This is a genomic window from Lacrimispora struthionigena, assembly GCF_048627165.1.
GTDB lineage: Bacteria > Bacillota > Clostridia > Lachnospirales > Lachnospiraceae > Lacrimispora.
Window position 1 is genome coordinate 1,217,987 of the sequence record NZ_JBMBWP010000001.1, and the last position, 16,249, is coordinate 1,234,235.

General features: G+C 40.8%; 12 protein-coding genes. 8 read left to right on the forward strand and 4 right to left on the reverse strand.

All coding sequences use genetic code 11. The features are described from left to right. Positions 1–57: 57 nt before the first annotated feature. Complete coding sequence (locus ACOAOT_RS05515; RefSeq protein ID WP_420216065.1) at positions 58–2,724, forward strand: glycosyl hydrolase family 95 catalytic domain-containing protein; 2,667 nt, start codon at positions 58–60, stop codon at positions 2,722–2,724. A gap of 99 nt (positions 2,725–2,823) precedes the next feature. Here the strand turns inward: ACOAOT_RS05515 and ACOAOT_RS05520 are convergent, their stop codons facing one another. Both ACOAOT_RS05520 and ACOAOT_RS05525 read right to left on the reverse strand, forming a co-directional pair. After that, entirely contained in the window at positions 2,824–3,573 is a 750-nt protein-coding gene (locus ACOAOT_RS05520; protein ID WP_420216066.1) for an alpha/beta fold hydrolase, read from the reverse strand. A gap of 113 nt (positions 3,574–3,686) precedes the next feature. Continuing rightward, positions 3,687–4,274, reverse strand: a complete 588-nt coding sequence (locus ACOAOT_RS05525; protein WP_420216067.1) for a TetR/AcrR family transcriptional regulator — start codon at positions 4,272–4,274, stop codon at positions 3,687–3,689. 177 nt (positions 4,275–4,451) lie between these two features. Here ACOAOT_RS05525 and ACOAOT_RS05530 point away from each other — a divergent pair, with 177 nt between their 5' ends. Next, positions 4,452–5,516 (forward strand): Gfo/Idh/MocA family protein, encoded by a 1,065-nt coding sequence (locus ACOAOT_RS05530; protein WP_420216068.1) that lies wholly within the window; start codon positions 4,452–4,454, stop codon positions 5,514–5,516. 24 nt (positions 5,517–5,540) lie between these two features. Here ACOAOT_RS05530 and ACOAOT_RS05535 read toward each other — a convergent pair whose 3' ends face one another. Next, positions 5,541–7,163: a response regulator transcription factor gene (locus ACOAOT_RS05535; protein ID WP_420216070.1), complete on the reverse strand. Its 1,623-nt coding sequence runs from the start codon at positions 7,161–7,163 to the stop codon at positions 5,541–5,543. Between the two features lie 29 nt (positions 7,164–7,192). Beyond that, positions 7,193–8,953: a sensor histidine kinase gene (locus tag ACOAOT_RS05540; protein WP_420216071.1), complete on the reverse strand. Its 1,761-nt coding sequence runs from the start codon at positions 8,951–8,953 to the stop codon at positions 7,193–7,195. 309 nt (positions 8,954–9,262) lie between these two features. Here ACOAOT_RS05540 and ACOAOT_RS05545 point away from each other — a divergent pair, with 309 nt between their 5' ends. The 6 genes from ACOAOT_RS05545 (at position 9,263) to ACOAOT_RS05570 (ending at position 16,249) form a co-directional block, all read left to right on the forward strand. Further along, positions 9,263–10,615, forward strand: coding sequence for an ABC transporter substrate-binding protein (locus tag ACOAOT_RS05545; protein WP_420216072.1), 1,353 nt, complete (start codon positions 9,263–9,265; stop codon positions 10,613–10,615). Positions 10,616–10,708: 93 nt separating this feature from the next. After that, entirely contained in the window at positions 10,709–11,626 is a 918-nt protein-coding gene (locus tag ACOAOT_RS05550) for a carbohydrate ABC transporter permease (protein ID WP_420216073.1), read from the forward strand. Between the two features lie 12 nt (positions 11,627–11,638). Then, positions 11,639–12,466, forward strand: a complete 828-nt coding sequence (locus tag ACOAOT_RS05555; protein ID WP_420216074.1) for a carbohydrate ABC transporter permease — start codon at positions 11,639–11,641, stop codon at positions 12,464–12,466. Positions 12,467–12,537: 71 nt separating this feature from the next. Then, complete coding sequence (locus ACOAOT_RS05560) at positions 12,538–13,716, forward strand: glycoside hydrolase family 88 protein (protein ID WP_420216075.1); 1,179 nt, start codon at positions 12,538–12,540, stop codon at positions 13,714–13,716. A gap of 23 nt (positions 13,717–13,739) precedes the next feature. Then, complete coding sequence (locus tag ACOAOT_RS05565; RefSeq protein ID WP_420216661.1) at positions 13,740–15,128, forward strand: sulfatase family protein; 1,389 nt, start codon at positions 13,740–13,742, stop codon at positions 15,126–15,128. 107 nt (positions 15,129–15,235) lie between these two features. Continuing rightward, the gene (locus ACOAOT_RS05570; protein ID WP_420216076.1) at positions 15,236–16,249 is read left to right on the forward strand and encodes a carbohydrate-binding family 9-like protein; all 1,014 of its coding nucleotides are present in this window, start codon (positions 15,236–15,238) and stop codon (positions 16,247–16,249) included.

Genomic DNA, 16,249 nt, shown 5'->3' on the forward strand with positions numbered 1-16,249 from the left:
CAATATAATAATTTGAATTATTTGTGTGGTTAAATAAGCAGGTGAAAGGAATTTTATATGAAAGATAAACACAGAACAAAGGTAACTTCCAATACTTATACTGATATTATCCCATATTATAATTACGAGACAACTGAACCAGGATGGCGTGACGGCATGGTTACTGGAAATGGAGAGAATGGAGTAATCTGTTCGTGCTCTCCATATTCTGAAACGCTTATCTATCAGAATATGTACTTTATAATGCCAACACCAGAACCTCGCTTTACGCCGCCTGAAGTAACAGCTGAACTTCATGAGGCCAGACAGGCAGTGATTAATTTTGATGATAGTTGGAATGTACATGACAGAATTCGTACATATAATTATCGCTTTCACCCCGGTCACCAGGTCAGATTGAGCATGCCGCAGGAAAAAACATTGGAATATGTTCGGGAGACGGATTTTGAATCAGGCGAGATCGTTGTCAGTTATACCGACAAGAACGGAACATGGACGAGAAGGACTTTTACATCAAGAGAAGACAATGTAACCATCACTAAAATCACCCAATCGGACGCTGGAGTAAAAATCAATATGGATCTATCAATCGATGATTTATCTTCAATGAAAAACTTCGGTAAGGATGCGTTTAATAAAGATGCAAAATGCGATGAAGAAAATGTGCAATATAAAAAGCTGTTGGATGAAGATGATACACATATCTCAATGGTAGCGCATTATCCTTCCTATGACGGCAGTGAACTTGCCGAAGGCGGCTATGCAGGAGTTACCAGGGTGGTTGTCGTTGGTGGAACGAAAAAAAAGGTATCCGGAATTGACAGAAATGAAATGATTAATGTAGGTGAGGAAAAAAATCCTGTGATACGTATTACCGGCGCAGATGAAGTGTTTTTAATCACGAAGACTGCCCGTACACATCAGATGGGGAAATTACACGAATTTGCAGCCCAAAAAAATTACGATCTGGTCAATGAATTGTTGTCTGATACTGAGAAAATTATTAGGAAATACATGGATGAAACAGGTAACTTTTCATATGAGTCAGCACTTACCCCTCATGCGAAAAAGCAGTCATCGTTATTTAATGCGGTGTCATTTTGTCTTGGTCCGGATACAGATAAAGACAAAGGCTTATTTAATGAGGAATTGTTAAGGAAACAAAAGAGCTGCAGCGAGCTATTGGATGCAATTGTTGAAAGAGCCTATAATCAGGGTCGATATGTGCAGGTATGTTGCGCAGGCAACTCGGCTCCACGGCTTTGTGGATTATGGACAGGTGAATGGAATCCCGGATGGAGCGGCGCCTATACAATGGATGCCAATGTAAATCTTCAGGTCTCTGGAATGAATACAGGGAATGTTGTCGATGCGTCAATGGGATACATTTATTTTGTCCTTAGACAGGCGAGGGATTGGGAAGAGAATGCAGCCAAGGTTTACGGAATGAAAGATGCACTCCTTGTGCCTGTAAATACGGATGGCGATTGTGCTGTAATGTTCGAGTATGATCAATATTATCCGTTTCAATACTGGAATGCTGGCGCTAGCTGGATTCTTCTGCCAATCTATGAGTTCTGGCAATGTTTTGGGGATTGCAAGATACCTGTCAACAAAAAAATTAGTCACCTGTACAACAAGGAATATCTGAATCTGGTGGAGGATATACTGCATCCACTCCTTTTGAAACAGGCAAATTTCTGGAAGCAGTTGTTCACGCCTGAATATTATACAGATATTAATGGGCGGGCATGCTACAAAGAGGGAAAGAGGAACCTGGAACCCGGAGAAAAATATATCATTATTCCGTCCTATTCACCTGAAAACAGACCGAAAGGATATAACAGCCCAATTACAGCCAATGCCACTATGGATATTTCTGCTGCGCGGGATGGACTAAAAATGATAATAGAAATTGAAAAAGCGCTGGCTTACGATGGATATGAAACGGATGTGGATAAATGGCTGAACCTAATGGACCTGCTTCCGGAATACAAATATGATAGTACTGGAACTCTATGTGAATGGGCGATGAATGAATATGCAGAAAACAATGAACATCGTCATATAAGTCACTTATATTGTGCATGGCCGGCCTATGAAGTTCATAATAATGGTAAACTTATAGCAGCTTGTAATTCAGCCATCGCAAATAGAAATAGAGAAAACGCTGGTAAGGATGACACCGCATCACATGGGTGGGTCCACAAAGCACTGGTTACTGCCAGGCTTAAGAATGGAGAATCTGCATATGATCTGCTCCATACAATTATGTCCAGTAACATCTATTTTACCTCCTTAATGACGGATCATAATACCGACCGGAGTGCGGGGGTGTATTGCACAGATACCTCTTTAGGGACTGTAGGGATTATCAATGAAATGCTTGTATATTCAGATACAGGAGAGGTTGAGTTTCTTCCCGCATTACCGTCAAAATGGAAAATGGGATCCATCAGTGGAATTATGGCAAGGACGAATGCACAGGTTACTAGGCTTGAATGGGATCTTGAAAAAGGTATCATTCTTGCGGCTATTCTTTCCTATGCCGAACAAACAATCAGGATTGGATTTGGGATAGGAAAAGGTGCTTTTCAAACAATCAATGGAGCTGTTTATAATAGCGGTGATGGAGTAAAATTCGGTAAAGACGAAGAAATTATTTTCATTATGAAAATGAAAACCTGCTCTTATGGCATTCATAATACTGAGGAGAACTGCTGATGTATCAAAATCAGCTGCAAAATGCGTGATAGCTCTTTTAATTGGAGCTGTAAGAGCAGAGCGTTTCTGCGATGGCGCATTATTAGACTTTTATGACGATTAATCCGGCTTATCCCAAAACTTATGCAGCAACAAAAAATATTCTTCACGGCAGTTTATAATTGTAACGTGCCCACCTGTTTTAAAATGATACTCATTGGCATTAGGGCAGAGCTCCAGCATCTCTTTGCGCTGCATTGGGTTGGCCAATTTATCAGATTCGCTATCTACTATCAGAATATCCTTCGGTCTGTTTATGTACGGATCAGAAGTAAATATGTGGTTAAAGAGGAAATCTTCCATACAATCTGCCATGGCAAAAAAATCCTGTTTGGTTATTCTTTTAAAATCCTCTTTGCAAAGTGCAATTAACTTATCTGTATCTGCTTTTCCGGATTGCAACCGCAGTTTTGGGCAAAACGCTCTGCCCAGCCCATATGTCAATGCGGAAACTGGCAGCACTTTAAGTATTTTACGCATTTTGCTGTAAATCCTGACTTCTGACGCATTTGTGGTGTTGACATCACTTGGATTCATGGATGTCAAGCTGTGGGAAAATACAATTTTATCAGCAATACCGGGGTACTGCTTTATAAGGTTTTGAAGATAAACGCCACCATTTGAATTGCCGATAACACTGCACTTTGTTACCTGTTCGGCATCCAGAACGGCTTTGAGGCCTTTCGCTGTGTCGGCAAACGTATGCATAGGCGGAACTGAAAGCGCTATTGTTATAAATTCTTTCCGGAACTCCTCCGCCAGCGCAAGCCCAAGCAAGTGCCCCGTAATATTTGAAAGTATGGCAAGCAAAAAGCGCTTTCCGTTCCCGCTAACCGTGTATCTCCAACGGTTACCATCTATTGTCAGAACCTTTTCCACTGCCGTGAAATTTTCAAAATCGTGTTTTTTAATTATAGATATGCTCATTGCCTTCCCTCGCTTTCATGGTACAGTCGCCACATGAGTTTTTCCACTTCCATAAACTCATTTTCGATTATTAATTCATCAATCTGTCCGGTTGTGGCAAGTATGTTTAAACCATGTAACATGATATAAATGCGGTGGCTTAACAGCTTAACATTCCCTTTATCTTTGTAAACCTTTTTAAGAATTGTATTAATTGCATCTATTGTGTTCAAATAGGCTTCTCTCATTTTTTCTTTTCTTACATCCGGAGGAAAACTGAAAAAGTACGGATAAAATATACAGTTTAGCGTATTTTCAAAATTCATCATGTCGCCTTTTTCAAGCTGGTAATATAAGCGAAAAGCAATTATTAAACTTTCAATGTCCTTTACTTCGGAAAATATCCCCCATACGTCACTGGTTTCGTTCTTAACAATGTCTAAAAAGATTTCTTCCACAGAATGGTAATGGTAATAAAGTCCCCCGACCGACAGTTTAAGTGCTTCGCTTATGTCCGCCATTGTAACGGCTGAGTAACCTTTCTCAATTATAAGTAACCTTGTTGCCTGCTGAATATCCAGCTTTCTTTTGCTTCCTTTTTTCATTGCCTATCCTCCTGCACAAAACCGAGAGTATCCTCTGTTTTTACATTAGCATATGATTCTCAACTAGTCAATTAGATTTTTGTGATGGTCTATTTTAATAGAAAGTGGTAAAATATTCTACGTAATTACATGCAGGCTTATTGCAGTTTTGTTATTTAATAATCTAAGGAGGACCCCATGACTAAAATTAGATATGCTATAATAGGAAATGGATTCCGGGCAATGGCCTTTTTAAGAATAGGCCTTGTTCTATCTGAAAAATTCGAAGTAACTTCTGTTTTTTTTCGAAATAAAGAGAAAGCAGCTGAATTTTCCCAAACCCATTCCGTTCCAACAGCTTTGACCATAAAGGAATGCTTATCTGCCAATCCTGATTTTGTGGTGATCGCCATTGGAAGGGATGGAAATCCTGAGATGATAAAACGGTTAATCCCTTATGGCATTCCAATGTTAGTGGAGACACCGCCTGCCATGAACTTAAATGACCTTCATTCCCTGTGGGACACTTCTATCAAACAAGATGCCAAGATTCAAATTGCGGAACAGTATTTTTTACAGCCGCTTTATGAGGCAAAATTAAAGGCTCTAAAAAAAGGAATATTAGGGGAGGTTCATAACTTATCCATATCCTGGGCTCATGACTACCACGGTGTCAGTTTAATTCGAAAACTGTTAGGGGTTGGATTTGAAAAAGCCCAAATAATTGGTAAAAACTATCAATTCCCTGTGACGGTCACCGACTCTAGAGATGGAATTAAGACGGATGGAGAGGTCGTCATTGCTGACCGGTCAAGATACACCATAGAATTCGAAAGCGGAAAAGTAGCTTTTTATGATTTCGCGTCTAATGTACAATACCGTTCAAAAATCCGGACCCGTCATCTGAATATACAGGGGGTTCGTGGTGAAATGGATGATGATGTTGTACGCAGCCTGACCAAAGATAACCAGCCGTTAGTTCAAACCTTTCAGATTACCCAGGACATTAATACATTGTCTACTTATTCCATTAATCTTGGAGGGGAATGTCTCTATAATAATCCTTTTGCAAGGGAACGGCTTACGGATGATGAAGTTGCCATGTTACGCTGTCTCCTTGGAATGAAAGAATATCTATTGACTGGTAACAGCTTTTATTCCTTTGCAGAGGGCTGCCAGGATAACTATTTTTTCTTATTGATGCAGGAAGCTCTAAAGCAGCCGCATACAGCCATAAAAACAGAAGTTCAACCATGGAATTAAGTCCAGCGGAAGCGACAATAGCTTTTAGCTTCCTTTATCTGTATCCGGATATCGAATCCTGTTTTCATGCTCTCTTGGTGATATTCCAGTAACTTTTTTAAATACCTTGCTGAAATAATAAGGGTTATCAAAGCCCAGTTTATCAGAGATGTCATACATCAGGTACTGGTGAGTGTCAATAAGCTCCATGGCGTGCTGGATCTTCACCTGAGCAATATAATCAGAAAGAGTGGTTCCGGTCAGCTTTTTAAAGGTATTGCTTAAATGACCGGAACTGATATTTAAAGCTTCCGCAACATCCACCAGAGTCAGCTTTTCCATATAGTGTTCTTTGATGTAGCCTCTTGCCAGGTCTGCCAGTTTATCAGAACGGGTGGACTTTCTGTCGTTTAGAAGCCTGCAAAGCTTTTGGCAGAAGCTTCTCAGCCATTCCAAAATGTCCTCCAGGCTGTTAAATTGACTGAGCCGCTCCGCAATGTTTATGGTATAAGGGAAGATATCCTGATAGTTGCTATTTCCTGTTTCAAAGAAGGAGTATAAATAAGTATAGATATTAATGCAGGCACTGGTTGCCTGTTCCTTTCGGGGCTTATTTTCACGAAACAGGGTGATGATATCTTCAAAGATAGAAGCAAGCTTTTCACTGTCATTTTGACTGATATAGGCTGCCAGTTCTTTTTTAAACACATTGATGTTGAAATTTTTTGCCTGGCTGAAATGAGAGGGCTGACCCTGGTATAAAACTACCTGGGAGGAAGAATCAAAGTAATAATAATCCAGTGCGGTCTGGGCCTCATATAACGCTTCCCGAAGCTCTGACATCCTTTCCTTTGATCGGCTTACCCCAAAAACAGCAGATAACTCAAAATAGGTTTTTAGAGCCACACTGAATTTATGGCAGAATTCACTGATCAAATTTTGGGAAAAAGTATCTCCTTTAAAAGAGGCAATGATAAGAAAAGTATCCTGCCGGTATTCCAGAATTGTATCATGAAAGAAAGATCTTGCCGCGATTCCGCCTAAGATATCAATCAGCTGCCTGCTTACCGAATGCAGGTCGTAGCCTCCTTCCCCTGTTTCAAAATTTCTGTGAATGGGTTTTAAGGTAAAAAGGATGACAAAAGGAGCCGGATACTGCTCCTTAAGTTCTTCGGGGATATCAGGGACTTCTTCCTGGGAAAATAAAAGATGTCGAAACGTTATCTTATCCAGGTCTTCCTGCGTGTTTTCCTGACGTCTATCCATCAGATGGTGTTTTTTATTAAGAAATAAGTCGCAGGATTCTTTAGCCCGTTCTAAAGCAGCGACCAGAGCGTCTTCGTTTAAATCAATTTTCACCAGATAGTCGGAGGCTCCCAGAGAAAGTGCTTTTTTAACCAGATGAAACTCTTCTAAGTTGGTTAATACAATAAAAGCAAAAGAACAGTTGTTTTCTTTGCATTTTTCCACCAGTTCCAAACCGTTTAATACGGGCATACGAATATCCGTTATAACAATGTCCGGCTGAAGCTCCATAATCATGTCAAAGGCGGAAGGGCCATTGGTGGCCTTTCCAATAATGCTGCATTCATAGTTTTCCCATACGATCAGGGAGGCGATGCCGGCCAGGATAAGTGGCTCATCGTCTATAATAATAATTCGATACATAATGTTTCGCACCCCTTTGTCAGTTCATTCTAAAATTCCAGTGGTAGGGCAATGGTAATCAATGTATATTGGTCTAATTCACTTTCCAGCTTTAAGCCATATTCTTCTCCGTAAACAAGCTTTAATCTCCGGTCCACGTTTGGAAGGCCGATTCCGCTCATATTACTTCTTGTAATACGGGAGGTATCTGTCAGCAGTTTTTCTATATTTTCAGGTGATATTCCAATCCCATTGTCTTTCACAGAAATATAGAGTATGCCGTTTTCCGTATATACGCGTATCTGTATCAGCCCGTTTCTTCCGCTGGGTTCAATTCCGTTAAATATAGCATTTTCCACAATGGGCTGAAGGGTCAGCTTCACAATTTTGGCATCGTAAAGAACCTCCTGGTCTACCTGGGTTGATACGTCAAAAAGTTCAATGTACCGGATTTTTTCTATAATAACATAGTTCTCTAAAAAATCCAATTCCTGACGAAGCGTTACTTTTTCATTAAATCCCTTTGCCATGTTTTTCAGCAGAGAGGACAGGGCAGTGACAACCTGGACGATTCCGCTGTTTTTCTGCATGGTTGCGATCCATTTAATAGAATCCAGGGTATTATAAAGAAAATGAGGATTGATCTGGGCCTGAAGCATTTTAATTTCTAAATCCCTTTTTTCTTTCTCACTTTGTACCCTTGTTTCCAGAAGATCGGAGATCCGGCTGGACATCTGGTTAATCTGCTTTCCAATGCTTCCGATCTCATCAGCTGTTTCAATGGAACGGTCCGGATCAAAGTTACCTTGGGAGATAAATTCCAGACGTTTTTTCAGGCGGCTGATGGGAGCGCTTAACTGGCGGGATATAAACCAGGACAAGGTCAGGCCGATGGCAAAACAGAAAAAGAAAATAAGGCTGATAGTGCCGCCGATCACTCCATGATCCAGATTAAGAGAAGAAACTGGAAGAACCTGGAAAAAAATCAATCCGCTGACAGCCTGTTTTTCATAGGCGATGATGCATTCCTCGCCACCAAGCCGGGTACGGAAATTTCCCTGGGGTTCTTTCCTGTCTTTTAAAGTTCCAAGCAAATGGTCAACGTTAAAAGAATCTCCGTTCACAGAAGTAATAATACTTCCGTCTGAAGTGGCCGCATAAAGGATCTGACTGTCTCCCATGCTTTTTAGTGTATCTGAAAACAGCCTGGGAGAAACAGCAAGAAATATCCATGCGTCTTCCGGCTGCCCGTTGGAAGCATATTTTAATGGCCTTAAAAGTGGAAGAATCTTTGGAGTATAATTGGTAGGAGAAAAAGGGTTGTCCTCCAGAGAAAGAAGGTACTGGGTATTTTCTCTGTAAAGCAGATCATGAAACCAGGGGGCATTTTGAATGTCACCTACGTCTCTGGTGGAACCGTAAGCGTTACCGGCTTGTAAAACTTCTCCATTATTATACAGTGTGATTTTATAAATATATTTACTGTAACCTGAAATTGCACAAAAATCTCTCAGCACATTGGAGGCATAGAGCTTAATATAGGCAGATTCCCCGTGGTCTCCCATTTTAAAAGAAGGAGAGGAAAATAACGATTTTCGTTCGGAGCAGGTAACAACAATGTTGACCATTTCCTTATAAGCCACTTCCATCCGATCTGACAAAATCTGGACCCGGTTCACTGTATTTTTTGTTTCGTTTTCTAACGCATCCTTATAATAAGAGTGATAGTTATAAAAACTCACGGCACATGCAATGATGATAACCATCAGCAGATTGTATAAAAGAAATTTATACCGGAATGTTCGGGGCATGATCTCATCCTTTCTCCCCCGTGAACAGCCGTTCAATGCCAGATGCACGACTTTGCATCTCAGCCTGCACGAGATTAAATTTAGTAATATCATATCCTTTATTCCGCAGAAATTCAACGAAATAGAAATGAATCTTAAAAAAATATAAAAATCTGAATAAAGTATATGTTTTCATTTATAGCAATAGGAAAAACGTTAAAAAAATAATATAATTATGCAAATCGTTTATTCCGATATAGCCTCAGATCTGGTATCTTTATAGCATAAAGAACACGCGCGTAGTTCTAATAAAAGGGAGGTTTCAAACCAATGAGATTAAAAAAGGTTTTAGCTATGGCATTAGCAGCCGGAATGGTGTGTGCATCTTTAACTGCATGTGGCAGCAAAACAAGTGAAAGCAGTGCTACAGATACAACCGGAGCAACGACTGCCGCAGATTCTGCAAAGGCAGGCGATAAAACACAGAACTCTGGTGAAAAGAAGGTTCTTACCGTTACGACATGGGACTATGATTCATCTCCTCAGTTTCAGTCAGTGGTTGATGCCTATATGAAGGAAAATCCCAATGTGGAAATCAAAGTTATTGATACATCTGCTGATGAATACAACAATTCCTTAGGAATCAGTTTATCAGCAGCTCAGCCGGATCCGGATATTATCTGGGTAAAGGATATGGGCTCCATGCTTCAGATGGCTGATAAAAAGCAGCTTCTTCCTCTTGATGATTTCATGAAAAAAGACAACTTTGATACATCCGTTTACAATGGTGCTGCAGAGCAGCTTCAGTACAACGGAGTGACCTACGGACTTCCGTACCGTTCCGACTGGTATGTTTTATACTACAATAAGGATCTTTTTGATGCAGCAGGTGTTGCATATCCTTCCAATGATATGACCTGGGATCAGTATAATGAACTGGCTGCGAAGATGACTTCCGGAGAAGGCAGCTCTAAGGTATACGGCGGACATAATCATACATGGCAGGCGCTTGTAACAAACTGGGCCGTTCAGGATGGTAAGCATACAGTTGTTGAAAAAGATTATTCCTTTTTAAAGCCATGGTATGAGGCAGCTCTTTCCTTACAGGATAAGGGATATATCCAGGATTACTCCACGTTAAAGACAGCAAATATCCATTATTCCTCTGTATTTAAGAATCAGCAGTGTGCTATGATGCCAATGGGAACCTGGTTTATCGCCACCATGATCCAGTCCCGTGCAGCAGATGAGACCTCCTTTAACTGGGGCATTGCAAGACTTCCTCATCCTTCTGATACAGAATCAGGATATACGGTAGGAGCTCTTACTCCTGTGGGAATCAGTGCCTATACGGACGAACCTGACTTATCCTGGGATTTTGTGAAATTTGCCACAAGCAAAGAAGCAGCAAATATTCTGGCTGAACAGGGTGTATTTACCGGTATCCAGACAGAGGAATCTTTAAAGACCATCGCTTCCGCACAGTTCTTCCCTGAGGGAGACTCTAATATTGAAGCATTGTCCTATACTCATTACACATTTGACCGTCCTTTAGACCCAAAGATCGAAGAAATTCGTAAGGCTCTTGACGAAGTTCATGAAATGATAATGATTAAGCAGTATACGGTTGATCAGGGAATCGAAGAACTGAACAAACGTGTTGCAGAGATCAAAGGCTGGTAAAATATAATTGATTGCCAAAGAGCGCCTTATCTAAACTTTAAACAAGGCGCTCTTTTTGTGGCAAAAAGCAGGTGAAAAGGAGGTTAACCCAGTATGAAAGAAGTAAAAACCACATTGACGTCGCATCAAAAGAAAGCAATCCGAAGTAACCTGGTCGGTTATTCCTTTATTTTGCCTAATTTAATCGGATATGCTATTTTCGTATTTATCCCCGTTATTTTTTCCTTTATTTTAAGTGTTATGAAATGGGATGGCTCCAAGGCTCCTATGGAGTTTGTTGGATTAAAAAATTTCGCTCAGATTTTTGGTGACAGGATATTTGTTCAATCCTTTCTTCACACCATTCAATATGCATTGCTTACGGTATTCCCAACTTTGGTGCTTTCACTTTTACTGGCAGTTTTACTGAATCATAAGTTAAAAGGGATAGCGATCTTTCGTACAGCACTGTATTTTCCTTACATTGCCTCCATTGTGGCGGTAGGTGCAGTATGGAACATGTTATTTCAGCCCGATTTTGGCCCCATTAATGAATTTTTAAAATTCATTGGCATTTCCAGACCTCCCAGATGGGTTGTTGATGTGAAATGGGCCATGGTGGCCATTTCTGTAGTAAGTGTATGGAAATATATGGGTTACTATATGATCGTGTATCTGGCAGCTCTCCAGGGAATCTCAGGTTCCCTTTATGAAGCGGCAGGGATTGACGGAGCCAATGGTATTCAGAAGCTTCGGTATATTACGATTCCCATGCTGACTCCGACCACATTTTTCGTGCTGATTATGCTTACAATTCAGTGCTTTAAGGTATTTGATCTTGTATATGTAATGACAGGGGGAGGTCCTGGTAACGCCACCAAGACCCTGGTCAATTATATTTATGAAAAAGCATTTACCTCATGGGAGTTTGGACCGGCAAGTGCGGGAGCCATTATTTTGTTCGCAGTAGTGCTTGTGATCACCCTGATTCAGTTCGCGGGTGAAAAGAAGTGGTCTAAGGATTTGATGTAAGGAGGGAAAGCGATGAATACAAAAACAAAGGATTTAAAGATACCTCTGTATCTGGGACTGATTGCTTTATCCCTTTTTATGCTGGTGCCTTTTTACTGGATGGTGATCTCTTCTTTAAAGCTTAATAAAGACGTATTTTCCGTACCAATGAAATGGTGGCCCGATACGATGCATTGGGAGAACTACAAAATCATCTGGAAGAAGCTGCCCCTTGTGACCTTCTTTTTCAATACAGCCAAGCTGACGGTTATTACTACCATCATACAGCTGTGCACCAGCTGTTTTGCTGCTTATGGTTTTACAAAAACGCGTTTTAAAGGCAGAGATCTGATCTTTCTCATGTATGTTACTACCATAGCTGTACCATGGCAGGTCTATATGGTTCCACAGTTTATTCTGGTTTCCAGGATGGGTCTTAACGATACTCATTTAGGATTGATCTTAATGCAGGCGTTCTCTGCGTTTGGTGTATTTTTAATCCGCCAGTTTTATATCAGCATTCCCGATGAATTATGCGAAGCTGCCAGGATCGATGGGTTAAATGAATATGGCATCTTTGGAAAAATTGTGTTTCCTCTTGGGAAACCTGCTATGGCAACCCTGACCATTTTTACATTTACCAATGTGTGGAATGATTTTATGGGACCGCTTATCTATTTAAAGACAAAGGAATTGAAAACCATACAGCTTGGTATCCGAATGTTCATATCTCAGTTTGGTGCGGATTATGCATGGATCATGGCTGCTTCCGTTTGCTCATTGATCCCGGTTATTATTGTATTTTTAAGCTGTCAGAAGTTCTTTGTAGAGGGCGTTGCAGCCAGCGGAATCAAAGGATAGAAAGCGGAAACACCCTGCGGGTATCCCTTTATGTCCAAAAAGATGGACAGTGAATAGGAAAGGAGCAGCATATGGCACAGACGTTGGTACAAATTAAAAAGTATCCTGAAATGGAAGAGGGGATGGTTCAAAAGGCTCTTAATGACGCAGTAAAGATCGTGAAAGAGAATCTTACGAAGTTTACGGATAAATTCCAGTCCTCCAACAGCTTCGATGGATTTTACCAGGCAACAGAAAACGTGGAATGGACAACAGGGTTCTGGACAGGAGTGATCTGGCTGGCTTACGAGCATACCGGGGATGATGCATTCCAAAAAGCCGCTCAGGTACAGGTAGAAAGCTTTCTGGACAGAATTGAAAATAAAATTGACGTAAATCATCATGATATGGGATTTCTATATAGCTTATCCTGTGTTGCAGCCTATAAACTGACTGGCAATGAACATGCAAAAAAAGCTGCATTATTGGCAGCAGATCATCTGGCAGAACGATACAGAGAAAGAGGAAAGTTTCTTCAGGCATGGGGAAATCCTGGCGAACCAAAGGAATACCGACTGATCATTGACTGCCTGTTAAATCTTCCCTTACTTTACTGGGCAACCGAAGTGACAGGAGATCCTTCCTACGAAGATAAGGCGGAAAACCATATAAAGACTGCCATGAAATGTATTTTGCGTCCGGATCATTCTACTTACCATACCCATTTCTTTGATGTGGAAACAGGGGAACCCACGTATGGAGTAACCCACCAGGGGAACCGCAACGGTTCTGCATGGGCCAGAGGCCAGGCCTGGGGGATTTATGGAATTGCTTTAAGCTATCGGTATTTGAAGAATCCGGAGTACATGGACTTATTCTGCAGAGTGACGGATTATTTTATTGAACATCTGCCGGAAGATCTGATTCCTTACTGGGATTTTGACTTTGACACAGGAAGTGAGGAGCCGAGAGATTCCTCTGCGTCTGCCATTGCTGTCTGCGGAATCCTGGAAATGGCAAAATATTTAGAAAAAGAGAAGGCCCAGGTATATCTGGCTGCAGCTGACCGGATGCTTAGGGCGCTGACAGACCTTTGTGCCAACAGGGATCACAAAACATCCAATGGGTTACTGCTCCATGGCACCTATGCAAGGAATTCAAAAGAGAATACCTGTACCGACCGTGGTGTAGATGAGTGCAATACATGGGGAGATTATTTTTATATGGAGGCGCTGACAAGGCTCTCCAGGGACTGGAAGCTGTACTGGTAAGTGCTGGTGGAGGAGAAAAAAGAATGAAGACAAATCTGCTGTATGTATTTGCTGACCAGTGGCGGACGCACGCCATGGGATTTATGAACATGGATCAGGTGATAACACCGAACATTGACTCTTTTGCCAGGGAGAGCATGAGATTTACCAATGCTTACAGCACGTATCCCTTATGCTCGCCTCACAGGGCGTCTCTTATGACAGGTAAATACCCCTTCCACCTTGGAATGTGGACCAATTGCAAGATTGGATTGGAAGAAAAGGTCATGTTAAGACCTCAGGAGCTTTGCATTGGAGACGTGCTTAAGGCTGAAGGTTACCGGACAGGATACATTGGTAAATGGCATCTGGATGCATCGGAGCTTAACTTTGTTACCAATCCAATATCAGGTGCAAGAGACTGGGATGCCTATACGCCGCCAGGGGAAAGAAGGCATGGATTTGATTACTGGCTGTCTTACGGAGCCTGGGACGATCATATGAATCCCCATTATTGGCAAGACGATGAAAGCCAGATAAAGCCAGGAAAATGGTCGGCAGAATTTGAAACAGACAAGGCGCTTGAATACATGGAAGCAGGGAAAGAGGGTGAACAGCCATTTGCACTGTATCTATCCTACAATCCGCCACATCTTCCCTATGAGCTGGTGCCGGATAAGTATTACCAGCGGTTTAAGGACCTGGAGGTCTGCTATCGTGAAAATGTTCCGGAAGAGATGAGAGAAAAGGGAGGGCTCCTGGAGACTCAGACAAGGCAGTATTATGCCGCAATTTATGGGATTGATCAGCAGTTTGGAAGAATCCTAAAATATCTAAAAGATCATGACATGGAGGAAAATACCCTTGTTATCCTGTCATCGGATCATGGAGAGATGCTAGGTTCCCATGGATTGATGAGTAAAAATATCTGGTATGAGGAGTCTATTCATATACCACTTATGATTCGTCAGAGGGGAAGAATCCAGGCGGCTGACAATGATGGGATTTTTGCCAGTCCTGACCACATGCCCACGATTCTGGAACTTTTGGATATTCCCGTTCCAGAGACTTGCGAAGGCTATAGTCATGTGAAAGGAATGTTCAGAACGGATGAGAACGAGCCTGAGGATATGTTGATATGCTCCTATCCGGGAGGAGCGGAGATGGTAAAGAATTTTTCCTCGAAAGGTCTTAGTCATAAATCCTATGGCTGGCGTGGTATCAAGGATAAGCGTTACACTTATGTCATATCTAACGGCTATGCCCCAGGCGAGGAACAGATGGAATATCTTTATGATAATGAAATGGATCCCTATCAAATGAATCCAGAATTATTAAAGCCGGATTGTGAGAGAAGTGAAATTCTTAAATACAGGGAACGGCTTAGAGCTTATTTAAGCAGGACAGAAGATCCATTTTTGTGGAATCGCTAAAAGAAAATCAAGAATAAGGGGTGTTGCAAAATTAACGTAAGTTAGTTTTATAGCACCCCGCTTTTTACTTTATCGCGTAATATGAATTTTCAGAAAGGGAAATCATTATGAGATATCAATGCAGGAAAATAAGCGATAAACTTATTATCAATGGTAATTTAAATAAAGTCCAATGGGAGGATGCAGAAGGTATTCTACTAGTAGATACAGTAACAGGATTAGAAAGTGATAACCAGACAATCGTTAAGTTCTTATGGGATGATAACTTTTTATACGCTGGTTTCTATTGCAAGTATGAACAGATCAATGCAACTAAGAGAGGCTTTAATGAAAAACTGTATGAAGAGGATGTGGTAGAAGTATTCATTGATGATAACGGTGATCGAAAAACCTATATGGAAATTGAGGTAAATCCGTTAAATGCAGTACTTCATTATAATATACATAACGACCTGGCTGGTACGATTTTACAATATGCCAGAGTGAATAATAATATTATATCAGCTGTTGTTCAAGATCAGGAAGAGAAGGAATTTATGGTGGAATTCGCAATCCCATTTACTGAATTTATTACAGCATCAAGCATACCGCCTAAAATAGGAGATATATGGCTGTTTAACGCATATAGGATCAATAACAGCTTTAGAGATGATGCTGAATATCTGGCATGCTCACCCACTGGGATAATCAATTTTCATATACCAAATTGTTTTGGGGAATTAGTCTTTTGCTCTTGTGCATGGGAATTGGATTTGCCACAACAAGAGATGCAGAAATATTTTAAAGAAGAGGATATCAATCGATATATTAAAGAAAATTATTTCAACCCGGATCTAAATGTATCAATGCTTGGAGAGACCTTTCATCTGACTCCTGCATATTTATCAAAGATTTATAAATGTGAAACTGGAAACTCTTTATTATATGCAATTAATAGCATTCGGATTGAAGCCTCCAAAAAACTGTTAGATGAAACTGATTTAAGTGTTAATCAGATTTCTCAACTGGTGGGATATCTCTATTGTAATGCCTTTATTCGTTTTTTTAAGAAGCAGACAGGATTGACTCCGGGGCAATACAAGAATCTGAATAAAAAGCAGAACTTAACCATTGATGAGTGA